Consider the following 22,126-nt stretch of genomic DNA (forward strand, 5'->3'; position numbering starts at 1 on the left):
TTCACTAAAACGGCTCTCAAGGAGGGCCGTTTTTTTACGTGCATATTGATTTGCTAATCGAAATGATAATAATTGTCGTTCCTGATTACATTTAATCACAAGACGACTTTATGAACCCCTCTCGTTTCACGTTATGCGCGTTGGCAGGAGCCGTGACGCTGGCATTGCAGGTACAGGCGTTTGCCGAAGAATCAACCATCGTAGTCACGGGCTCAGAGCAGGGCAGCGTACTGCCCGACTGGACGAACAGCGCAACCAAATCAGCCGTTGCCGAGAGTAAAACCCCGCAGGTGATCAATACCCTGTCGGCACAGGAAATCGATAAGCGTCACGCGAACTCCGTGAATGAGATCCTGCGCTATGCACCGGGTGTGTCGACCGAGGTGCGCGGAAACACCTCCTACATGAGCGAATATAAAATTCGCGGATTTACCGTCGATCAGGAGTTCTACAACGGGCTGCAGTTACCCTATAACGTCACCGGCAATACCAAAGCCCGTATCGATCCGCTGTTGGTTGAAAGCGTTGATATTCTCAAAGGTCCCTCATCGGTACTGTACGGCGGTGCCTCGCCGGGTGGGCTGGTGAATATTCAGAGTAAAAAACCGCAACAAGCCGCCCGGACCGAACTGGGTTTTAACACCGGCAACCGTAACCTGAAAGAGGGGTATCTGGATTCGACCGGGCAAATTGCCGATAGCGACTGGAACTACCGTCTGCTGGGGAAAGCGACGGAGAGTGACGATCAGCCGCACACCTCCCGGTATGAAAACTACCTGGTTGCGCCGTCTGTCACCTGGCAACCGGACAACAAAACGCGTCTCACCCTTGATGCGCTGGCGCAAAACTCCCCAAGCCTGACGCCGTCTAACCCGCTACCGCTCGCCTGGCTGCGTTCGAAATATGCGGGCAAGCGGGATTATGCCGGCGACGAATGGAGCGGGTTTAAACAGCGCCAGTGGATGCTGGGTTACAGCTTTGAACATGAATTTGACAGCGGCTGGGGCTTTAACCAGAAGGCACGCTATTTTGACATCGATACCCACCAGCGCAGTATTTATGCAACCGGGCCGGGCAGTGAAGTCAACCAGCTTAACCGCTTTGCCTACACCACGGATGAAGATCTCCGGAGCGTCAACATTGATAATCAGGTGACCAAAACCGTTGCGCTGGGTGAGTGGAAACACCATCTGCTGGCCGGGTTTGATTACCAAAAGCTGAATTCCCACTTCCACTACCGCTATGCCTCGACAACACCGGGGATTGATATGCGCAATCCGGACTATTCACAGGTCCATGAGGATGCGCTGGGGCTGTATACCGCGCAGAAAAACCGTCTGAGCTATCAGCAGAATGGGTATTACCTGCAGGATCAGGTGGAGTTTGGCGGCTTAAATCTGTTGGGCAGCCTGCGCTATGATGATTATCGCTCCGTCACCACCGATTATCTGCATAACGGCGACAAGGCGTGGGTATCGCAGGATCGCGTTACCAAACGACTGGGCGCGCTCTACGCCTTCGACAACGGTCTCTCTCCGTTTATCAGCTATTCAGAAGGGTTTGCCCCGGTCTCGCCGCAGGGAACCCTGACGGCGAAAGAGGTCAAGCCGACCACCAGCAAGCAGGTGGAGGGCGGGGTGAAATATCTGCTGGCAGAGTACGCCACCACCTTTACCGCCTCGGTGTTTAGTATTCGCCAGAAGAATGTCGTCACCTCCGATCCCGGCTTCCTGAACTATCGTCAGACCGGCGAAGTGGAGTCTAAAGGGGCGGAGTTGTCTGTGATTGGCCGTCCGACAGACAATCTGAACCTGATTGCCAACTACGCATACACTCACGCCATCAATACGCAGGACGATAAGTATCAGGGCAAACGCCCTACGCAGGTGCCGGAAAATGCATTCAACCTGTGGGGGGATTACACCTTTGAGAATACGCCACTGAAAGGATTGATGCTGGGGGCCGGGGCGCGCTACACCGGGCCGATGGAGATTTCACCGGCGAACGACGCGGGTAAACTCGGTGGCACCACGCAGTACGATCTGGCGGCATCCTATCGGATGGGCGAAATTCTGCCTTCGCTTGAAGGGCTGACCCTGAAAGCGAGCGCGCAGAACATCACCAATAAAGAGACGTTGACCTGTTACGATGCGACCAACTGCTGGATTGGACGTGACCGAACCTATCAGTTAGGCGCGAGCTACAGCTTCTGATGCCCTGTTAAACCCCGTAAGACGGCCCATTCACCCTCTCCTGGCGTGAGAGGGTGAGGGAATGCGGCCGCTTTATTGCGCCGTACTTTTCGCCGGTGCGACAGCATCGTTTGCTGCCGGCTGATTCTCCGGCACGCTGTCGCACGGTTTCTCTTTCGGACAGACCAGATCCAGCATTTTCAGCGTCACGCCGTTGCTCCAGCCGAAGCCATCCTGCAGCGGATATTCACCGCCACCGCCCCCTGTACCGGTACTCGAAACGTCATACTTCTCTACCAGCTTCTGTTCGCGGTCATAGGTATGCTGAACATTTTTCAGGAAGCGCCAGGTCACATCCATTGCCACCTTATCCTGTCCGTAATTCTGCAACCCTTCCGTCGCCACCCATTGCAGCGGTGCCCAGCCGTTAGGTGCATCCCACTGCTGGCCGCTGTTGATGGTGGTGGTGGAAATGCCGCCCGGTTTGAGCAGGCGTGACGATGCCGCTGCAGCGACCTTATCAGCGCGATCCTGCGAAGCCGCCTTCACATAGAGCGGAAAAAGTGCGGCTGCCGTAAGCTGATTACGCACCTTTTTGCTCTTAAGATCGTAATCCGCGTACCAGCCCTCTTTATCATTCCACAGATGGCTCTCGATCGCTTTCTGACGCGCGGTCGCCAGCGCGTCATACTTGCTGGCAGCGGAGGTATCGCCGGATGCCTGGCTTGCCCTGGCCAGCAGTTTTTCCATCTTAAACATCAGGGCGTTAAGATCGACAGGCACAATGCTGGTGGTGCGGATCGTGCCCAGTTTTTGCGGATCGTCCATCCAGCGGGAGCTAAAGTCCCACCCCGAGGCGGCCGCTGAGCGTAAATCGCGGTAGATCTCCGTGGCCGGTCGGTTAGGATTGCTTTTAGCGGTGGTTATATCGTCGAGCCAGGATTCAGGACGCGGCGTATCGCGGTCATCCCAGTAGCGGTTGAGTACTGAGCCATCGTCCAGCTTCACTACACGTTTGTTGGCTTGTCCGGCCTGCAGCGTGTCGGCCCCCTCCATCCAGTAGGCGTACTCTTTCTCCATTTGCGGACGGTATTTTTTCAGCGCATCGCTGTCATGGGTCGCCAGTAACTCGACCATCAGCGCGAAGAACGGAGGCTGGGAGCGGCTCAGGTAGTAGCTGCGGTTGCCGTTCGGGATATGTCCCCAGCTGTCCAGCTCGTAAGCGAAGTTGTCCACCATATCGCTGATTTTGTCCCAGTGGCCACTCTCAGCCAGACCTAACATGGTGAAATAACTGTCCCAGTAGTAGACCTCGCGAAAACGTCCACCAGGTACGACATAGGGTTTAGGCAGCGGCAGAAGGGAATCCCACTTATTACTCGCTTTATCGGTGGTGCGGGTCAGCACGGGCCAGAGGTCATCAATGTGCGCGCGTAAACTTTGCCCGGCAGGCGGGACGTATTTTTCACCCTCCGCTGGCAGCGTAAAGTTCATTTCCACAAAGTGCTTCAGATCGAAGCCAGACTGGGTGCGCTGCATACGATAATCCGCCAGAATCATCAGCGGATCGCTTTTCGGCACGGCGTCAGCAAAGGTCTTTTGATCGGGAAACAGTTTGGCACTTTGCACATCATTAAAGAGAGGACCAAGTAAAATATCGGGGGAGCTTGTCTGGGTGGTAAGTTGTTCTTCCGCATAACCCCATGTTGTCACACCGAGTAACGCGCCGCCCAAAGCCAGGTGCAAAAGAGCAGGGCGTAGTGTACGAGGTCTTATCATCGGTTCATCTCCTGTATTCGCTGAGCAGCGTTGCCGCTGTTATCAATCACCTGAAAACCTTAGACGAATATTGGCCGCTTCGCGTGTCGAATATCCCATTTTGCGCATAACCAGACAATTTACCGTCTGGTTATGCGCCGGAAGGGATTGGGAGAATTTGCTATCTCGATGAAAGATAATTCTTTTTTATGATAAATAATTATATTGCTTTTAATTTAATCAATGGGCGCAAATCATGGCGCGATAATAATATGCGCGGAATGCTCTTTTATTCCGTAATAGCGCAAGGTGCTCCCTTAGCACGCCCCATAATTAAATCGCGAAAGGCGACTGGCAAAAAATACGCAGCGATAACGCCTGGCTCAGACCTCTTCCGGGGTCTGGTTGGTCTCGCGCAACGTGCCCGGCGCATGCCCAATAATGCGCTTAAATGCCCGACTGAACGCGGCCAGTGAACCGTACCCCAGACGCAACGCGACGGTTTCAATGGGCTGATTTTCGTGGCGGATGTACTGAATGGCCAGCCGCATCCTCAGTTCGCTGAGATATTTTGCCGGTGTGGTTCCCGTGGCCGCCAGAAAACGTTCAGCAAACACGGAGCGGGAAGTGCCCGCTTCTTTCGCCAGATCCGCCACGCTCCAGTTCAGGCCTGGCTGCTGATGCATGGCGTAAATGGCCCGGCTCAAACGCGGGTCGCGCAATACCTGCACCCAGCCGGTAGCTTTGCCGCAGCCTCCTTCAACCCAGCCACGCACGATCAACGCGGCCACCACGTCGGCAAGTCGCGCGAGGATCCCGGCGAATCCGGCCTGGCGGGTCATTGATTCCCGCTCCATCGCTGCCAGCAGCGGATGAATTTCCGGCCATGTGGACATCAGCCGGCTCACCATCATCACTTCCGGCATCGCCTTGATCAGCGGCTGCATCCCACCCAGTTCAAAATCCATGCATCCACTGAAGATGATGGTGTTCTCGCTTTCCGGACACGGCTCACAGGTGATCGCGCAGACCGAACCGCAGATAGGCTCGCTGGGGAATGCACTGACCGGGGTAATGCTGGCGTGCTCGTCAGAGAGCAGGGCATGGGCGTTGCCGTTCGGGATAAAAAGGGCGTCGCCGCCATTCAGCGTGAAGGTGGCGCCACTCTCCATACGCAACAGGGCGCTGCCGTGGCTGACAAAATGGAACTGGGCTTTGCCGGGCGCCTGGTGAAACGCCACGCCAAACGGCGCGCTGGCCTCAATCCGACGGTATTTCACGCCTGACAGGCGCATGCCGCGCAAAAGTTCGCTGATCAAATCGGGTGACTGAACGGTCATGACGCAACTCCGGACGAATAATCAATAAGTGGAGATTATATGTCATAGATCGTCCAGGGTGAACCCACTATGCTTTTGCGACAGTTGTCACATTTTATAACGGGAGAACAACAGATGAATTCATGTGTCGTGGCGAGAGAGGCGGTCACGCCTGCAAAACCCGCCTGGCGAGCCGTCTACTCACTGGGGCTCGGCGTATTCGGCCTGATCACAGCAGAATTCCTGCCCGCCAGTTTGCTGACGCCGATGGCCGCGAGCCTGGGGGTGTCCGAGGGGATGGCCGGACAAGCGGTGACGGCCACTGCGCTGGTGGCGCTGGTCACCGGGTTGCTCATCACGCCGGCCACCAAAAATATCGACCGTCGCTGGGTATTGATGTTCTTCTCGGTGCTGCAGATCATCTCCAGCCTGCTGGTGGCTTTTGCGCCCACGCTGCACGTCCTGCTGATGGGCCGGCTGTTGCTGGGTGTGGCGATCGGGGGATTCTGGGCGATGTCGACCGCCACGGCGATGCGCCTGGTGCCCGCCGATAAAGTGCCGAAAGCGCTGGCGGTGATCTTCTCCAGCGTCTCGATTGCGACGGTGGTGGCGGCGCCGCTGGGAAGCTATCTGGGTAGCCTGATTGGCTGGCGTAACGTCTTTATTCTCTGCATTCTGCCGAGCATGCTGGCGCTGCTGTGGCAGCTCTGGGTACTGCCGTCCATGAAGCCAGAAAGCAGCGGCAGCCTGAGTACGCTGTTCCGCGTGCTGCGTCGTCCGGGGATGATTGGCGGCATGCTGGCGACCATTCTTATCTTCAGCGGCCACTTTGCCTTCTTTACCTACCTGCGTCCGTTCCTTGAAACGGTGGGGCAGGCGAGCGTGGAGAGCATCTCGCTGATCCTGCTGGGCTTTGGGATTGCCAACTTCATCGGCACCTCCGTCGCCGGGCATCTGCTGGCGCGTAACCTGCGCCTGACGCTGGCACTGGTACCGTTCGCGATGGGCGTGCTTGCTCTCACCATGGTGGCGTTTGGTCATCTGGCGATGCTGGACGGGTTACTGGTTGCGCTGTGGGGCTTTGCGTTTGGTCTGGTACCGGTGGGCTGGTCAACGTGGCTTGCCACCACCGTGCCGGATGAAGCCGAAAGTGCGGGTGGTCTGCTGGTGGCCTCTATCCAGCTGGCGATAAGCGCCGGTGCGGCAGTGGGCGGGGCGGTATTCGACCTCAACGGTGCCAGCGGCGTCTTCGCGGGCAGCGGCTTCCTGCTGGTGACGGCCATGGTAATTGTGTTTATGGGCGTGAAAGTCAAAGCAGAGTGACGAACGCGTGCCCGGTCAGCGAAAGGCTACCGGGCAGCGACACCCACTCAGAGTGGGAACGGGGGGAAGGTTACAACCCTTTCTTATCCATCAGCACCGCCAGATCCACCAGACGGTTTGAGAATCCCCATTCGTTGTCATACCACGCCAGGATCTTCACCATTTTGCCGCCAATCACGAGGGTGGAGAGCCCGTCGATAATTGACGAGCGCGGGTCGCCCTGATAATCACTGGAAACCAGCGGTTCATCGCTGTAACCCAGAATGCCTTTCAGGGGGCCACTGGCAGCGGCTTTCCGGAAGGCGTCATTCACCTCCTCGACGGTAACGTCACGGCTCAGGGTTACCGTCAAATCCACAATCGACACCACCGGAACCGGCACGCGCAGGGAATACCCGGTCAGTTTACCGTCAAGTGAGGGGATCACTTTCCCCAGCGCTTTCGCCGCACCGCTGGAGTAAGGCACAATCGACAGCGCTGCCGCACGTGCACCGCGCAGATCCTTCTCTGGCTGATCGTGCAGTGCCTGACTGTTGGTATAAGCGTGCGTGGTGTTCATCAGGCCATGCTCAATACCGAACTGCTGATGCAAAACCTGAGCGGCGGGGGCCAGGCCATTGGTCGTACAACTGCCGTTACTCACTACGTAATGCTGAGCCGGATCGTACTGTTCATGGTTGACGCCCATGACCACCGTCAGGTCATCGTTTTTGCCGGGAGCGGAGATGATGACGCGCTTAGCCCCACCGCGCGTGATATGCACGGCTGCTTTTTCCCGTTCCGTAAAGAAGCCTGTGGCTTCTATAACCACGTCAACGCCGGCGTCACGCCACGCGATATTCGCCGGATCGCGTTCGCTAAAGACGACGATCCGCTGGCCATCGACCTGCAGCGCACCGTCTGCGGCTTCAACGGGAGCCGGCAGCGTGCCGAGAAGGGAATCATGTTTGAGCAGATGGGCGAGGGTTTTGCTGTCCGTCAGATCGTTAATTGCCACAATCTGCACATCCGGGTTACCCAGCGCCGCGCGCAGGAAATTACGTCCGATACGGCCGAAACCGTTGATGCCGACCTTAACCATAGTGCACTCCTTATCTCTGTTGTCTGGCGTCACTGTAGGCGTCAGGCCGGATGGCGTAAACGACAAAAAAGGATCACATTATGCCATTTTGCGACAGTGGAAGCGCTGACGATACTCGCCAGGCGTGAGGTGGAGTTGTTTCTCAAAGACGCGACGCAAATTGATGCTGCTGCCAAACCCGCTCTGCTCAGCAATGCGTTCGAGAGGGTCGCTGGTCTGTTCAAGCAGTTGCCGGGCGGCGGCAAGGCGTGCTTCGGTGACATAACGCGCCGGAGAGGCGCCCGTTTCACGGGTGAACACGCGGGTGAAATTGCGTGGGCTCATCGCCGCTTTTTGCGCCAGATTTTCCACGCACAGGTCAGCGGTCAGGTTCTCCAGGATCCAGGTTTGCAGGTCGCTTATCGGGCCGGAGGTGCCGGGCTGCTGAAGATTATAGCGACTGAACTGCAGCTGCCCGCCGGGGCGGCGCAGATACATCACCATATCCTGCGCCACCTCGCGAGCGAGGGTAAAACCGTAATCGTCTTCCACCAGCGCCAGGGTCAAATCAAACCCGGAGCTAACCCCACCGGAGGTCCAGATGGGACCGTCCTGAATATACAGCGGGCCACCTTCCACATGGATGGCCGGGTACTGGGTTTGCAGGGTCTCCAGCAGCCGCCAGTGGGTGGTCGCCCGGCGTCCATCAAGCAGGCCGGTCTGGGCCAGCAGCATCGCGCCGCCGCAAATGGAGGCTATCCGCCGCGCGTGTGGCGCAGCCAGGTGCAGCCAGTCCACCACCGCCGTGCTCTCCTGCTCGTTCATTCCGCGGCCGGTGATAATAATCGTGTCAAGCGGTTCACGCGGATCCAGCTCCGGCAGGCGATAATCCGCCAGCAGATTCAGGCCGGACTGGCCGTGGATCACCTGGTGAGGCTGGGTGGTGGCGATGATAATGCGGTAACAGGGATGGGCTAGGCCTTCCGGATGCAGCCGGTTCGCCTGCATCAGAATGTCTGCGATACCGGCGGCTTCAAACAGCATGCCGCCGTCAGGGACGATAATCAGGATCTTCTTCATGTCCTGAAAAGTACCTTTATTGCAAAATAAGTCAAGTTGCGAACGAGAGGGAGATCTCGCGCTGCCCGCGTTTCTGGCAAAGCAAAGCGATATAAGTTCTTTGTTATTTCAGGCATTTTCCCCGATCGTCAGGGCATTCTCTCTGGCGAAACGGCGTCTGAAGGCATGGGTAAACGAAGCTCCCTCTATTTACATCCGCAACAACGCGATCAAATTCACCACCTCGCCTCGGGATTTTTGTGGCGAAGCGAACTGCCCACGTGGATCGTCATCATCACCCTTTACAGTGGCTGGTTTGCCACGCTGGCGTACTGGAAAACGCTGGGATTGCTGCCCGCCACGCTGCTGCTCATCGGATTTACCACCTGGTATATGTCACTCCAGCATGAACTGATCCACGGCCATCCCACGCGGTTTGCCTGGCTTAACGCGCTGTTTGGCACGCTTCCGCTGGCGGTGTGGTATCCGTATGGTCTGTACCGGGACTCTCATCTTGCCCATCATCGCCACGATAGCCTGACGATCCCGGTGGATGACCCGGAGTCGTACTATTTTACCGAGGAGAGCTGGGCACGTTTTTCGCCCTGGCACAAGCGCGTGATCCATGCACGGAATACCTTCTGCGGCCGGTTGTTGCTGGCACCGCTGCTGGATATCCTGCAGACGCTGGCCAGCGCCGTAACGGCGTTTCGCCATCTTCACCTGCGCGCAATGGCAATGTGGCTCGTCCACGCGGCGCTGCTGGCAGCGCTGTTTGCCTGGATGATGCACAACGGTTTCTCACCCGTCTGGTTTGTGCTGGCGGTAAGTTATCCGGCGCTGGCGCTGACCAAAGTGCGCTCCTTTTATGAACATCGCGCGGCGGATGATCCGCTGGCGCGTTCTGTCATCAACGAAGCAGGGCTGTTCTGGCGGGTGCTGTTTTTAAATCTTAACTACCATTCAGTCCATCACGATTTACCGGGTGTTCCGTGGTATGGGCTAAAAAGCGTCTATCTGCAAAACCGGGCGGCGTACCAGAAGCGTAACCATGGTTTTGTGGTCAGGGGTTATAGTGAATGGATGCGACAGTTTTGGGGGCGGGCGGTCAACGTCACCGCTCACCCAGGGCGTCAACACGAGGGAAGTCATGAGTAACCCGCTGGCGTTTCCGATGTATGCCATCAATCGCGCCGACACGGATGCCCTCTGGCGAGCGGTACAGCACCTGCTTGCCGAACGCGGCGTGCCGGTGAGCGAAGGCGTACCCGATGATTCTCTGCTGGCCCACTGGCAGCAGCCCGGGCTTGTCCTCAGCCAGACCTGCGGCTACCCGCTGATGACGCAATTGCCGGACGTACAGGTCGTGGGCTGTTTTCACTACCAGGCGCCGGGCTGCGAAGCGTTTTATTACCGTAGCCTTCTGGTGACGCGCGCCCAGAAGCGCCCCCTGACACTGGCTGATTTTCGCGGCCGATGGGCGGTATGCAATTCTGCGGATTCGCAGTCCGGTTATCACGCGCTGCGAAAAAAAGTGGCACCACTTGTACCCGATGGCCATTATTTTGCCCGGACGACCTTTAGCGGCAGCCATCGCCAGTCGATAATTGATCTAAAAGAGGGTAAGGGCGATATCGCCGCTATCGACTGTGTGACGTACGCGCTACTGCAGCGTCATGAACCGGCGTTGCTCGACGGGCTGGCGGCGATCGACAGTACTCCCCTGACACCCGGGTTACCGCTGATTACCGCGCACAACACATCCCCTGAAACGCTTAACGCTCTCCGTGATGCGCTGAACACGCTGGTGAATGCCCCGCAATACCAGGACGTTTGCAAGGCGGTGCTGATTGGCGGGTTCAGTGTGGTGACGCGTCAGTCTTATTCGGTGTTGCTCGACTGACGCGTTATCACATGACCTCACTCAATGCCGTTGTTCTCTGCAAGATAAAGCGCCTGCGCGTCGGTGAAACAGCGCAGTGCCAGTGAGGAGACGGGAGCCTGTCGACGCATGATCAGGCCGATCGGGGCTTCGATGTTCGAGTCGGCTATTGGGGTTATCCGGAAGTGGTTGTTCAGGTTCTCCAGCCCGTTGTTCAGCGGCATCACGGCACAGCACACGCCGCTTTGTACCGCCTGAATGATCTGGAAAGTGGAATCGCTTTCAAAGACAGACTCGGGATTAATGCCGGCAGATTTAAAGCTCACCTCCATATGCTCACGATAATGCATCCCCTTGGTCAGAAACCCCAGCGGAAATGCCATCAGTTCCTGCCAGGTCAGCGTCTCCTGATCCAGCTGGAAATGGCGGATATCGTGCAGCAAACCCATTTCGGTTTTTGGCAGCTGGATAATGTCAAACGGACGGGTGTCGATACTGTTCAGGTAGCAAATCCCCAGTTCAAGCTGATTCCGGCTGACGCCGTCGGCAATTTGTTGCGAGGACATTGAGTAGAGGCTGTAGGTCAGCTCCGGGTATTTTTGTGTCAGCTGGCGGATAAAGATCATCGGATCTACGCTTGCCAGCGGCACCATTCCCAGACGCAATTCACCCACCACTTGCCCTTTGCACAGCGAGGCTTCGGCCTGCAGGCCGTCGTGAGCGGCCAGCACCGCGCGCGCCCATGCCAGAATGCGTTCGCCTTCGGGCGTAAAGCCTTCAAAACGTTGCCCGCGAGTAATCAGCACCAGCCCCAGCTCCTCTTCCAGGCTGCGAATACGCATGGAGAGGGTCGGCTGGGTGATGTTGCACTGCGAGGCTGCTTTACCAAAATGCCGGGTCTGATCGAGTGCGATTAAGTACTTTAACTGTTTTATATCCATCGTATTTCTCTGCGTTGAAAGCCTTACAGCACGCGGATCTCTTTCGAACGCAGGATGAGGCGGACCGGAACCGATTTATAAGACGGCGTACCGCTGTCCTTATCCAGATAATCAAGCGGAACCAGTACGTTGGCCTCCGGGTAGTAGGCTCCGACGGAACCCGGCGCAATGCTGTAGGCCACAACGGTAATGTCTTCCAGACGCTGAACGCTCCCCGGCAGGGCGGTTTCGATATCCACGCGATCGCCATGCTCCAGGCCTGACTGTGCCATATCATCTTCATTCATAAACAGCACATCGCGACGGCCAAAGACGCCGCGGTAGCGGTCATCAAGGGCGTAAATGGTGGTGTTGTACTGGTCGTGGCTGCGCAGCGTGATCAGGCGCAGCACATTATCGCCTTCACCACTGGCGTTCTCATTGACGCCGTCGAAAACCGAAAACATCGCTTTGCCCGTCGCCGTTGGCCAGATACGTTCTGTGGGCGGCAGCGGCATGCGAAAACCACCGGGAATGCGGATCCGTTCATTGTAATTCTCGAAGCCCGGAATGGTCTGCTCAATCAGGTTGCGGATACGGTCATAATCCTCAACCAGCGTCATCCAGTCCACGCGGGTCTCCCGCAGGGTGGCTTGCGCCATTCCGGCGACAATGGCCGGCTCAGCGCGCAGGCGCGGAGAGGCGGGTTTCAGCTTGCCGGAAGAGGCATGCACCATCGACATGGAGTCCTCCACGGTAATGGACTGGCGTCCGGTGGCCTGGATATCCAGCTCGGTACGACCGAGGCACGGCAAAATAAAGGTCTTTTTACCCACCAGCAAATGGGTGCGGTTGAGCTTGGTACCGATGTGCACGCTCAGATCCAGCGTATTCATTGCCGGAAAACCGTTCTCGTGATCGGGCATCGCCACCGCAAAATTTCCCCCCAGACAGATCAGCGCTTTTGCACGTCCGTCGATCATGGCCTGCGTTGCCTGCACCGCATCATGGCCGTGGTGGGCAGGGGGCTCAAAACCGAATACCTCCTTCAGGCGGTTGAGAAATGCCGGTGTCGGTTTCTCGCTTATACCCACGGTGCGGTTACCCTGAACGTTCGAGTGGCCGCGCAGAGGGCATATCCCCGCGCCGGGTTTGCCAATGTTACCGCGCAGCAGCAACAGATCAGCGATCAGGCGGACATTCGCGGTGCCTTTATTATGCTGGGTGATGCCCATCCCGTAGGTGATGATGGTGGCATTCGATTTTGCGTAGGCCTCGGCCACGGATTTGAGCGCTGCCCGGCTCAACCCGGACTCACGCTCAATGGCCTCCCAGTCGGTTTGCGCAATATCCGCAGTAAACGCCTCAACGCCCTGGGTGTGTTCAGCAATAAAGGCGCGATCGAGCACGTTTCCGCGTTCGTTCTCCATCTCCAGCAGGTGTTTTGCGATCCCTTTTAACGCAGCGGCATCGCCCCCGGCTTTCACCTGGAAATAGGTGGAGGCGATATCGGTAGAGCTGTAGGTTGCCATCTCAATAACGCTTTGCGGATCCGCGAAACGTTCCAGCGCGCGCTCGCGCAGGGGATTAAAAACGATAATCGGTACGTTGCGGCGAGCCAGCTCATGCAGCGTGCCCATCATCCGCGGATGGTTGGTCCCAGGGTTATGACCAATGGAGATAACCAGCTCCGTTTTATCGAAGTCATCAAGTGAGACGGTCCCTTTCCCGATACCAATGGAACGGGGTAAACCGACGCTGGTGGCTTCATGGCACATATTCGAGCAGTCGGGGAAGTTATTGGTACCGTACTCGCGGGCGAACAGCTGGAACAGATACGCTGCTTCGTTCGAGGCTCTGCCGGAGGTATAAAATTCGACCTGGTCAGGTTCAAGACCGCGCAGCACCTCACCGATACGCTGGAAAGCGTCGTCCCATTCCACTGGCTGGAAGGTATCACTTGCCCGGTCATAGCGTAGAGGATGGGTGAGACGACCGTAACCTTCCAGCTCAAAGTCAGATTTCGCCAGCAGCGAGGACACGCTGTTTTTGGCGAGAAAATCCGTGGTGACGCGTTTATTGGTGGCTTCCCAGGTGACGGCTTTCGCCCCGTTCTCACAGAACTGGAACGTGGATTTGTGTTCTTTATCGGGCCACGCACAGCCAGGGCAGTCAAAACCGTCAGGCTGGTTTGTGCGCAGCAGAGTTGCGGGGGCATCCAGCGTATCCATTTGGGTACGTACCGCAATGGCCGTCGCCTTTAACGCCCCCCAGCCACCGGCTGGGCCGTCATAGTGCCTGATACCGGGAACTGAGCGTCTTTTCTTATTCATACCAACTCCTGACTTGTGCGGTCATGACATCACCTGCGCCCATAAACCACCGGGTTTGCCAATAAGCGAAAACAATGATGGCGTCTGTTACCAGAGGCCAGAGCAAAGTTAAATGCATTGAATTTAATGGCTATATTTTACAGTGGCTTACAAGCTAATCGGCGTAAACATTTAAAGAAATTATAACGAAATTTTATCATTTTTATAATAAATCTTATCTATCACCTGTTCACTCTGCGCTATGGCGAAAGCGAAGCGATGATGAAGTCAGCGTTAAATTTCAGATGAAGGTGGCTGAAGGGCAGGGCGACTAAGACCCCTGCAGGCAGGAGGAATCGGTGCAAATTAATCGTCGCTTTAACCAGGAATATGTAGCTGTGCTTAATTGTTAATAGCGGAAAATTACCAGATTAAATCCGAAAGGGAGATTAAAAGACAAACTTATTTTGAGGTGTAAAATTAACTTTTCTCAGTTTCCCTGAAACAATTTCATATATTGAGACAGGTCTGTCTGAAATTGAAAGTTATCTCGATAATGCAACAAATAATTCATATTGGATATATTTTCTTCGCCCCGCATAAAGCCAGATTCTACTAATTATGGTAGTAGCAGTAATAGGGTTATTGCGTTAATGAAAGTGATTCTCTTTTGTGGAATTTCATTTTAAATCAGATGGATATGTGATTTTGGCTTGAGGGGAATAGACGATTTTAGCTAAATCGTATTTTTTTCTCAGATTAATCCTATAATGTCTCGAGTGCTTCATTAACCATCAGTTATGAAGCGGTAAATATTGAATTGGTGGCAAGCTCATGTAAACTTGCTTACCGTTTGTCAAAATATGTCAGGAAGACGCTGGGCCTTATTCTGAAGGGCTCGTGCGGTAGCTATGCCCTTAAATAGTAACGCCCCGAAAATATACTGACTATTTTAACAATAGCACCTAAGTCAAACTTCATCCCCTTTATCTCCATCATCGAAATATCGCTACGGAAAAGCATATGAAAATGCGCGTACTGTTTTCACTTCTGTTTGTAATGGCGGTGGCGGGCTGTAAAGCGCCGCAGAAACCTGTGATCAACGACGACACGATCGTGACCAGCCAGGTCAATGGCGTCACGTTAACCCATCGTCATGCTGTTTTACCTCCAGCAGAGTTTACTCAGCTCAATGAGCCGTATCGTGCCATGTATCCGGCCTCGCTGATGAGCCGTCCTGACTTCGGCGGAAAGGTTATCCGTACCCTGGAAACCGGTAAAACGTATGTGGTCCTGGGTCAGGTTGAGCACTACTGGATGGCGCTTGCCGATGAGGGAAATGATCAGCTGATTGGCTACGTCCCGATGCGCGCAGTGATCAAAGCCGATCAGTACGAAGCGACGGTCCGTAAGCAGGCCCAGCGTGCGAAAGTGCGTAAGAAGGCAACCTGTGTTGATGTGGACGGTAACAGCAAAGCCTGCAAAGACAGCGCTAACGGTACCTGGATCCTGAACTAAACCGCGTCCCTGAGCGTATTTTTATGAATAATAAAAATTTTCATTGGTTGTGGTCCGTCTTTTACGCGGCGATTTTCGCCCTTGTCAGTGGTTGTACGTCGTCTTCACACAGCGACCCTTCCCGCTACAATCTGCAGTTTCAGGCTCATCCACAAATCAATGAATCTGCGCCGCTAAAAGTCAGAGTGCTGTTGCTGAAATCCGATGCGGATTTCATGTCCAGCGACTTCTATTCCCTGCAGAACAACGCGTCAGCCACGCTTGGCGCGAATCTGCTGAACAGCGATGTTTTCTTCCTGATGCCGGGTCAGCTCTCGAAAACCCTGAGTGGACAGAGCTCTCCCGACGCCCGCTACATTGGTGTGATGGCGGAATATCAGATGCTGGATGGCAAAAAATGGCGCGTTTCACTCCCTCTGCCTGTGCCAGGCGAAAACCATATCTACCAGTTCTGGAAATGGTCAGCGGATGAACTCCAGGCCAACGTGTTTCTCGACGTGAATGGCATCCGGGTCATCAGCCAGTAACGCGCTTCATAACAGGAATTACATCATCATGACGAAAGCAGAAAAGGTCGTCTGGACCGAAGGCATGTTCCTGCGCCCACACCATTTTCAGCGGACTGAAAGCTATCTGCTCAACCACGTTCGTGAATGGGGTGCGCTGCAGCGTTCATACCTTTGGGGCTTTCTCGACGTTGAGCTGGACGAAGCGATGCTGCGCCAGGGATGCATTGCCCTGAGCTACTGCAGTGGACTGCTGCCTGACGGAACCTTTTTCCAGGTGCGCAACGGCCGCAATGGTCCGGTGCCGCTGAAAATCCCTGACAATCTCACCAATGAAAAGGTGGTGCTCGCACTGCCGGTTCGCCGTGGAGAGAGAGAAGAGGTGATCTTCAGTGAAGAGCCGGCCTCGCTGGCGCGCTTCATCGCCTTTGAGCAAGAGGTGGAAGACGACAACGCCATGTCGGTAGGCGATGCCACCGTACAGTTTGGCCGCCTGCGTCTGACCCTGATGCTGGAAAAAGATGTAACGGCAGAGTGGACCGCTATCGGCGTGGCGTTTGTGACCGAGAAACGCAACGATAACCACGTGCGTCTCGATAGCAGCTACATTCCGCCGATGCTGAACGCCAATAACAGCCCGCAGATCTACAGCATGATTAACGATCTGCACGGCTTACTGGTGCAGCGCAGCCAGCAAATTGGCGGTCGTCTGCGCCAGCCTGGCCGCTTTAATACCTCGGAACTGATTGAATTCACGCTGCTCTCACTGGTGAACCGCCATCTGGGCGAGGTTTCACATTTAAAAACGCTTCCGCTGCTGCATCCGGAAACACTCTGGCGCAGCTGGCTGCCGTTTGCGACCGAGCTCGCTACCTGGGCGTCTCAGCGTACCGCTGAAAGCGTGCTGCCGATTTACGATCACGACGACCTCGCGGGTTGCTTCAGCAAACTGATGATGCTGCTGCGTCAGGGGCTGTCTCTGGTGATGGAAGACCATGCCATTCAGCTGCCGCTTAACGAGCGTTCTCACGGTCTGAACATCGCGACCGTGCCGGAAACCAGCATGGTGCGTGAGTTCGGTTTCGTGCTGGCGGTCAAAGCCAACGTGCCGGGCGAACACCTGCAAACCCATTTCCCTGCCCAGATGAAAGTGGCGCCGGTCTCGAAAATTCGCGATCTGGTTCAGCTGCAACTGCCTGGCATTATGCTGCGCGCCATGCCGGTCGCACCGCCGCAGATCCCCTGGCATGCAGGCTACAGCTACTTCGAGCTGGAGAAGGGGAGCGAACTGTGGCACGAGATGGATAAGTCCGGCGCTTTCGCCCTGCATCTCGCAGGCGAGTTCCCGGGACTTGATATGGAGTTTTGGGCCATCCGTAGCCCGACTGAATAATAAAGCGAGCGCTTAATATGCAGGAACGACAGGATACCGGCAGTGATGCCGCGTTTACCGGAGCCAGTAGCAACAATCAGCTGGTGGCGGCCGCCAATCCGCTGCTCAATGCGATTCCGCAAATCCGTCATTCGGTATCACATGACGATCAGGTGGCGTTGCGCCAGCGCCTGATCGATGAGATCCGCCGGTTCGAAGTGCGCTGTCAGCAGGCCGGTCTGGCCTATGAGGTGATCGTCGGGGCACGTTACTGCCTGTGTACGGCACTTGATGAGGCCGCCGCGCTCACCCCCTGGGGCAGCAGCGGCGTCTGGTCCAGCAATGGTCTGCTGGTGACGTTTCATAACGAAACCTGGGGCGGCGAAAAGTTCTTCCAGCTGCTGGCGCGTCTGTCGCAAAACCCGCGCGAACATATTCTGCTGCTGGAGATGATCAACTACTGCCTGCTGCTCGGCTTCGAGGGGCGCTATCGGGTGCTGGATAATGGCCGCACCCAGCTTGAAACCATCAAGCAACGGCTGTGGCAGATGATTCGCGGCGTGCGTGGCAGTTACCCGCCACAGCTCTCTCCGCATCCGGAAGATCGTCCGGTACTGCGCAAGCTATGGCGACCCATGGTACCTCTGTGGGCCTGTGTGGCGCTGGCCGGGTTTATCGCCTGCCTGTTCTATATCGTGCTTAACTGGCGGCTTGGCGATAGTACCAACCCGGTATTAGCAAAAATTTATCAGTCACAGCTTCCCGAAACGACTATCCAGCAACCTGCCCGCCAGCTGCCTGCGGTGCTGAACCTGCGTGGTTTCCTGAAGCCGGAAATTGAAGCCGGTCTGGTTGCGGTAAAAGATGAAGCGGACCGTAGCGTGGTGATCCTGAAAGGGGACGGCCTGTTTGCTTCCGCCTCAACCGTGGTACGTGACCGTTATGAGCCGGTGATAAACCGTATTGCACAGGCCATGAATAACGTCAGCGGTAAAATTCTGGTGGTGGGCTACAGCGACAACGTGCCAATTCGCAGCGCGCGCTTTGCCTCTAACTATGAACTGTCGCTGGAACGTGCCCGGTCAGTTCAGAAAATGCTGCAGGGAAGCCTCTCTCAACCTGAACGTGTGAAAGCGGAAGGCCGCGGCGAGATTAATCCAGTGGCACCTAACAATACGCCGGAAAACCGTGCCCGTAACCGCCGGGTGGAAATTACTCTGCTGGTGTCGCCTGAAAATACCCAGGCTGAGCTGAACGGATTGCCGCAAGGAAACTAAGGATGCTGACTACTCTTCTTTCCATTTTGACCAATCGCATTCTGTGGAGCTTCCTGGGCGTCACTGCGCTTGCGGCGGTTATCTGGATGATTGGCCCATTGTTGTCCATCGTGGACACCCGACCGCTCGAATCTGAACAGAACCGCATCATCAGTATTGCGGTGGTTTATCTGCTCTGGGCGCAGGGCCACATTCTGCCGCGGCTGTACAATGCCTGGCTGAACCGCAAGCTGATGGACAAACTCAATGAGAACACCACCAGCCCGGAAGCAGCGGATCCGCAGAAGCGACTGAACAACGAGGAGCAGATCCTCGCCAGCCGTTTTGACGAAGCCGCACAGATGCTGAAAAAAGCGCACTTCAGCAAAGCGGGACAGGGTGCCCAGTGGACGCAGCGCTTTAGCACGCAATATCTGTATCAACTGCCGTGGTACGTCATCATCGGCGCGCCGGGCAGCGGTAAAACCACGGCGCTGGTCAACTCCGGACTGCAATTCCCGCTGGCCGACCGTTTCGGTAAGACCGCGCTGCGCGGGATCGGCGGCACGCGTAACTGCGACTGGTGGTTCACCAACGAAGCCGTACTGCTGGACACCGCGGGTCGCTATACCACCCAGGAGAGCGAACAGGTTCAGGACGCCGGTGAATGGCTTGAGTTTATGGGGTTACTGCGTAAGTATCGCCGTCGCCAGCCGATCAACGGTGTGATTATTACCATCAGCATTTCTGACCTGCTGACGCTCTCGCCTGAAGCGTCACGCCAGCAGGCGGTCAACCTGCGCCAGCGTCTCTCTGAGCTGCATGAGCAACTGGGTATTCGCTTCCCGGTGTATGTCATGGTGACCAAAGCTGACCTGCTTAAAGGCTTCCGTGCCTGGTTTGCCGATTACGACAAAGCGCAGCGCGACCAGATCTGGGGCTTCACGCTGCCGTGGGAGCAAACCAAACACGCTGATTACGACCTGATGGGTAACTTCCAGCAGGAATTTTCCCTCTTACAGCAGCGCCTGGATGCCGGACTGCCGGAAACTCTGCTGCAGGAGCATGACGCAAAAGCGCGCGCGGAAGCATATCTCTTCCCGCAGGAGTTTGCCGCACTGCGTCCGCTGCTGGCTGACTACCTGAGCACGGTCTTTGCCCGCTCTAACTTTGAAACCGAATTCTCCCCGCGCGGGATCTATTTCGCCAGTGGTACCCAGGAAGGCATGCCGTTTGACCGGGTGATGGGCGAACTTAACCGTGCGCTCTCCTTGCCGGAAGGTGAAGAGGGAAATCGCTGGGATTCCGTCAGCAAAGAGGCTCCGATCCCGGGGGCGAAAGGGCAGAGCTTCTTCATCAAGAACCTGCTGCAAAACGTCATTTTCCAGGAAGCCGGCATCGCCGGGGAAAACCGCTGGTGGGAACTGCGTAACCGCGCCGTCATTTGGTCCGGCTATGCGGCGCTGCTGGCCCTACTGGTGATCCTCGGTGGACTGTGGCTGACCAGCTATGCCAGAAACAAGGCTTATCTGGAAGAGGTGGACGCAAAGGTGCCGCTGCTGGATCAGCAGAGCAAGGCGCTGCAGAATCAGCCTCAGCGCGATCTGTTTGACCTTCTGCCCTTGCTGAATGGCCTGGTCGATCTGCCGAAAAGTGACGCGTTTGATGTTAACGATCCGCCTGTCTCACGCCGTATGGGGCTCTATCGTGGCGATGACGTCAGCGATGCATCGCAGTCTCTGTACCAGAAAGCGCTGGACCAGATGCTGCTCCCTGCCGTGGCGATGCATATCACCACCTGGCTGCGCAACGATAACGGCAGCGATGTGGAATACAGCTATGAAGCGCTGAAGGCCTACCAGATGCTCTATCAGCCGAAGCACTACGACGGCAAATTCCTGCACTCCTGGGTAATGCTTAATCTGCAGCGTAACCTGCCGCAGAACGTGACTCAGGCGCAGCTTCAGCAGCTTGAGTGGCACCTGACTCAGCTGCTTGAACCGAAAATTCAGGCCTCGCCGTACGCGCAGGATGAATCCCTGGTCGCGCGTGAAAGGGCGCTAATCAACCAGCAGCCACTTTCCACCCGGGTGTATGGTCGTCTGAAGCGTCTGCTGGAGCATGATGAAAACCTGAAACCGGTGTCGCTCTCCGACCTGGGCGGTCCGCAGAGCGAGCTGGTGTTTTCACGCAAAAGCGGCAAGCCGGTGAGTGAAGGCGTACCGGGTCTTTATACCCCGGACGGTTACTGGAAAAGCTTCAACGGCCAGATTGACAGCGTCACCACTGCCCTGCATGAAGACGATGCGTGGGTGCTGGGGGCGACCTCAGCCCAGGAAGATAAACAGCAGATCGATAACGCCGTGCGCCAGCTCTACATGCGCGACTTTATCGCCAACTGGGATCGCTTCCTCGCCGACATTCAGCTTAATAACAGCGCCGATCTCTCCCAGCGCATCAATACCGCGCGTCTGCTCTCCGGGGCAAACTCGCCGCTGCGCCGTCTGGTGCTGAACCTGAGCCAGGTCCTGACGCTTTCACGTAATGCGCCAGCCCCGGACGATGCCGGTAAAGCGCAAGCGCAAAGCAACCGTGCCACCCGCACGCTCGAAGCGTTATTCAGTAATAATGACAATGCCCCGACGCAGGCCGCGGTGGTCACTCAGGCACCTGAACAGCTGGTAACCGATCACTATGCTCCAATGATTGAGCTGGCGCAGCCGCTGGAGAAGGGCGGGAAGACCATCGTCTTTGATGATTTTCTCAAGCAGGTCGATGAACTTTACCGCTACCTGACTGCCGTTCAGGACGCGGCCAACAGCGGCATGCCTGCTCCGGGAGGCGAGGCGATTAGCCGTCTGCAGGCCAGTGCCGGTCGTCTGCCGGGCGGTCTGCAAACCATGTTCAGCAATATGGCGGTGGGGGCCAGCAGTGATACCCAGCGTCGCGACCTCGAAAACGTGCGTAAGCGGATTAACGTCGAAGTCGGTGGTTTCTGCCGTCAGGCAATCGCTGGCCGTTACCCGCTGGTGCGCAGCGCCAGTACGGAGGCCACACCGGACGATCTCGCGCGCATGTTTGCGCCAGGCACCGGGCTGATGGACACCTTCTTTCGTGACAACCTGACCAATAAAGTTGATACCACGCAGGCGAACTGGCGCTTTATGCCGGGCATTGATGGAAAAACGCTGCCGGGAAGTGAAGGGCTCCTGAGACCGTTCCAGCAGGCGCAGTCCATTCGCGATGCTTTCTTTGCTAACGGTGCCACCACGCCATCTTACAAAGTGACGGTGCGCACCGTCAGAATGGATAACACAATCCTTAACCTGACGCTGGATGTTGACGGTCAACTGCTGCGCTACAGCCACGGTCCACAGGCTGTGCAGATCATGAACTGGCCGGGGCCGGGCGGGACTAACCAGGTGCGTATGCAGCTGGGTCTGGCTAACGGCAGCACGGCTACGCTGGTGACGAACGGTTCCTGGGCGCTGAACCGCTTTTTCGATAAAGCGCGTACCAGCCCCGGGGCGGGAAGTCTGAGTCGCCAGGCGACCTTTAACGTAGACGGACATCAGGTTACGCTGGAATTTGCGCCAAACAGTATTCGTAACCCGTTCCAGCTTCCCCGTTTCTCATGCCCATAACCGCA

Annotated in this window: 15 protein-coding genes; 9 read left to right on the forward strand and 6 right to left on the reverse strand. The window is 56.3% G+C overall.

Annotated elements, in window-relative coordinates; genetic code table 11:
* Positions 1-110 precede the first annotated feature (110 nt).
* Entirely contained in the window at positions 111-2,213 is a 2,103-nt protein-coding gene (locus ACMVME_RS09480) for a TonB-dependent siderophore receptor (RefSeq protein WP_068794722.1), read from the forward strand.
* 72 nt (positions 2,214-2,285) lie between these two features.
* Here ACMVME_RS09480 and ACMVME_RS09485 read toward each other — a convergent pair whose 3' ends face one another.
* Together ACMVME_RS09485 and ACMVME_RS09490 are read right to left on the reverse strand one after the other, a co-directional pair.
* Positions 2,286-3,971 (reverse strand): alpha,alpha-trehalase, encoded by a 1,686-nt coding sequence (locus ACMVME_RS09485; RefSeq protein ID WP_068794721.1) that lies wholly within the window; start codon positions 3,969-3,971, stop codon positions 2,286-2,288.
* A gap of 362 nt (positions 3,972-4,333) precedes the next feature.
* The gene (locus ACMVME_RS09490; protein WP_044858527.1) at positions 4,334-5,290 is read right to left on the reverse strand and encodes an AraC family transcriptional regulator; all 957 of its coding nucleotides are present in this window, start codon (positions 5,288-5,290) and stop codon (positions 4,334-4,336) included.
* Between the two features lie 114 nt (positions 5,291-5,404).
* Here ACMVME_RS09490 and ACMVME_RS09495 point away from each other — a divergent pair, with 114 nt between their 5' ends.
* Positions 5,405-6,592: an MFS transporter gene (locus ACMVME_RS09495; RefSeq protein ID WP_032678410.1), complete on the forward strand. Its 1,188-nt coding sequence runs from the start codon at positions 5,405-5,407 to the stop codon at positions 6,590-6,592.
* A 70-nt stretch (positions 6,593-6,662) separates the two neighbouring features.
* Here the strand turns inward: ACMVME_RS09495 and gap are convergent, their stop codons facing one another.
* Positions 6,663-7,673 (reverse strand): type I glyceraldehyde-3-phosphate dehydrogenase, encoded by a 1,011-nt coding sequence (gene gap / locus ACMVME_RS09500; protein ID WP_068794720.1) that lies wholly within the window; start codon positions 7,671-7,673, stop codon positions 6,663-6,665.
* A gap of 78 nt (positions 7,674-7,751) precedes the next feature.
* Positions 7,752-8,732 carry a GlxA family transcriptional regulator gene (locus tag ACMVME_RS09505; protein WP_014170563.1) on the reverse strand — a complete coding sequence of 327 codons (981 nt, stop codon included), beginning with the start codon at positions 8,730-8,732 and terminating at the stop codon, positions 7,752-7,754.
* Between the two features lie 165 nt (positions 8,733-8,897).
* Between ACMVME_RS09505 and ACMVME_RS09510 the strand changes: the two genes are divergently transcribed.
* Both ACMVME_RS09510 and ACMVME_RS09515 read left to right on the forward strand, forming a co-directional pair.
* Positions 8,898-9,869: a fatty acid desaturase gene (locus ACMVME_RS09510; protein WP_068794719.1), complete on the forward strand. Its 972-nt coding sequence runs from the start codon at positions 8,898-8,900 to the stop codon at positions 9,867-9,869.
* Positions 9,862-10,614, forward strand: coding sequence for a phosphate/phosphite/phosphonate ABC transporter substrate-binding protein (locus tag ACMVME_RS09515; protein WP_068794718.1), 753 nt, complete (start codon positions 9,862-9,864; stop codon positions 10,612-10,614). Before ACMVME_RS09510 ends, ACMVME_RS09515 begins: the two co-directional genes overlap by 8 nt.
* A gap of 17 nt (positions 10,615-10,631) precedes the next feature.
* Here the strand turns inward: ACMVME_RS09515 and ACMVME_RS09520 are convergent, their stop codons facing one another.
* Together ACMVME_RS09520 and ACMVME_RS09525 are read right to left on the reverse strand one after the other, a co-directional pair.
* Entirely contained in the window at positions 10,632-11,534 is a 903-nt protein-coding gene (locus tag ACMVME_RS09520; RefSeq protein WP_068794717.1) for a LysR family transcriptional regulator, read from the reverse strand.
* A gap of 23 nt (positions 11,535-11,557) precedes the next feature.
* The gene (locus tag ACMVME_RS09525) at positions 11,558-13,846 is read right to left on the reverse strand and encodes an FdhF/YdeP family oxidoreductase (protein WP_068794716.1); all 2,289 of its coding nucleotides are present in this window, start codon (positions 13,844-13,846) and stop codon (positions 11,558-11,560) included.
* A gap of 1,002 nt (positions 13,847-14,848) precedes the next feature.
* Between ACMVME_RS09525 and ACMVME_RS09530 the strand changes: the two genes are divergently transcribed.
* Genes ACMVME_RS09530 through tssM form a run of 5 tightly spaced genes read left to right on the forward strand, consistent with a single transcriptional unit; the run spans position 14,849 to position 22,121 of the window.
* Positions 14,849-15,343, forward strand: coding sequence for a hypothetical protein (locus ACMVME_RS09530; protein WP_014170557.1), 495 nt, complete (start codon positions 14,849-14,851; stop codon positions 15,341-15,343).
* Positions 15,344-15,366: 23 nt separating this feature from the next.
* A complete protein-coding gene (gene tssJ / locus ACMVME_RS09535) occupies positions 15,367-15,870 on the forward strand; it encodes a type VI secretion system lipoprotein TssJ (protein ID WP_014170556.1) in 504 nt (167 codons plus the stop codon).
* A 28-nt stretch (positions 15,871-15,898) separates the two neighbouring features.
* Positions 15,899-17,242: a type VI secretion system baseplate subunit TssK gene (tssK, locus tag ACMVME_RS09540; protein WP_020883454.1), complete on the forward strand. Its 1,344-nt coding sequence runs from the start codon at positions 15,899-15,901 to the stop codon at positions 17,240-17,242.
* A 17-nt stretch (positions 17,243-17,259) separates the two neighbouring features.
* Positions 17,260-18,498, forward strand: coding sequence for a DotU family type VI secretion system protein (locus ACMVME_RS09545; RefSeq protein WP_014170554.1), 1,239 nt, complete (start codon positions 17,260-17,262; stop codon positions 18,496-18,498).
* Positions 18,499-18,500: 2 nt separating this feature from the next.
* The gene (tssM, locus tag ACMVME_RS09550; RefSeq protein ID WP_068794715.1) at positions 18,501-22,121 is read left to right on the forward strand and encodes a type VI secretion system membrane subunit TssM; all 3,621 of its coding nucleotides are present in this window, start codon (positions 18,501-18,503) and stop codon (positions 22,119-22,121) included.
* Positions 22,122-22,126 lie beyond the last annotated feature (5 nt).

The organism is Enterobacter cloacae complex sp. 2024EL-00711 (assembly GCF_047529885.1).
In the GTDB taxonomy this organism is placed as follows: domain Bacteria; phylum Pseudomonadota; class Gammaproteobacteria; order Enterobacterales; family Enterobacteriaceae; genus Enterobacter; species Enterobacter ludwigii.

What these genes read in the sequence shown, in the direction of transcription:
- ACMVME_RS09480 (WP_068794722.1), top strand. Translation starts at nt 111, where the DNA reads ATGAACCCCTCTCGTTTCACGTTATGCGCGTTGGCAGGAGCCGTGACG.
- ACMVME_RS09485 (WP_068794721.1), bottom strand. Translation starts at nt 3,971, where the DNA reads ATGATAAGACCTCGTACACTACGCCCTGCTCTTTTGCACCTGGCTTTG.
- ACMVME_RS09490 (WP_044858527.1), bottom strand. Translation starts at nt 5,290, where the DNA reads ATGACCGTTCAGTCACCCGATTTGATCAGCGAACTTTTGCGCGGCATG.
- ACMVME_RS09495 (WP_032678410.1), top strand. Translation starts at nt 5,405, where the DNA reads ATGAATTCATGTGTCGTGGCGAGAGAGGCGGTCACGCCTGCAAAACCC.
- gap (WP_068794720.1), bottom strand. Translation starts at nt 7,673, where the DNA reads ATGGTTAAGGTCGGCATCAACGGTTTCGGCCGTATCGGACGTAATTTC.
- ACMVME_RS09505 (WP_014170563.1), bottom strand. Translation starts at nt 8,732, where the DNA reads ATGAAGAAGATCCTGATTATCGTCCCTGACGGCGGCATGCTGTTTGAA.
- ACMVME_RS09510 (WP_068794719.1), top strand. Translation starts at nt 8,898, where the DNA reads ATGGGTAAACGAAGCTCCCTCTATTTACATCCGCAACAACGCGATCAA.
- ACMVME_RS09515 (WP_068794718.1), top strand. Translation starts at nt 9,862, where the DNA reads ATGAGTAACCCGCTGGCGTTTCCGATGTATGCCATCAATCGCGCCGAC.
- ACMVME_RS09520 (WP_068794717.1), bottom strand. Translation starts at nt 11,534, where the DNA reads ATGGATATAAAACAGTTAAAGTACTTAATCGCACTCGATCAGACCCGG.
- ACMVME_RS09525 (WP_068794716.1), bottom strand. Translation starts at nt 13,846, where the DNA reads ATGAATAAGAAAAGACGCTCAGTTCCCGGTATCAGGCACTATGACGGC.
- ACMVME_RS09530 (WP_014170557.1), top strand. Translation starts at nt 14,849, where the DNA reads ATGAAAATGCGCGTACTGTTTTCACTTCTGTTTGTAATGGCGGTGGCG.
- tssJ (WP_014170556.1), top strand. Translation starts at nt 15,367, where the DNA reads ATGAATAATAAAAATTTTCATTGGTTGTGGTCCGTCTTTTACGCGGCG.
- tssK (WP_020883454.1), top strand. Translation starts at nt 15,899, where the DNA reads ATGACGAAAGCAGAAAAGGTCGTCTGGACCGAAGGCATGTTCCTGCGC.
- ACMVME_RS09545 (WP_014170554.1), top strand. Translation starts at nt 17,260, where the DNA reads ATGCAGGAACGACAGGATACCGGCAGTGATGCCGCGTTTACCGGAGCC.
- tssM (WP_068794715.1), top strand. Translation starts at nt 18,501, where the DNA reads ATGCTGACTACTCTTCTTTCCATTTTGACCAATCGCATTCTGTGGAGC.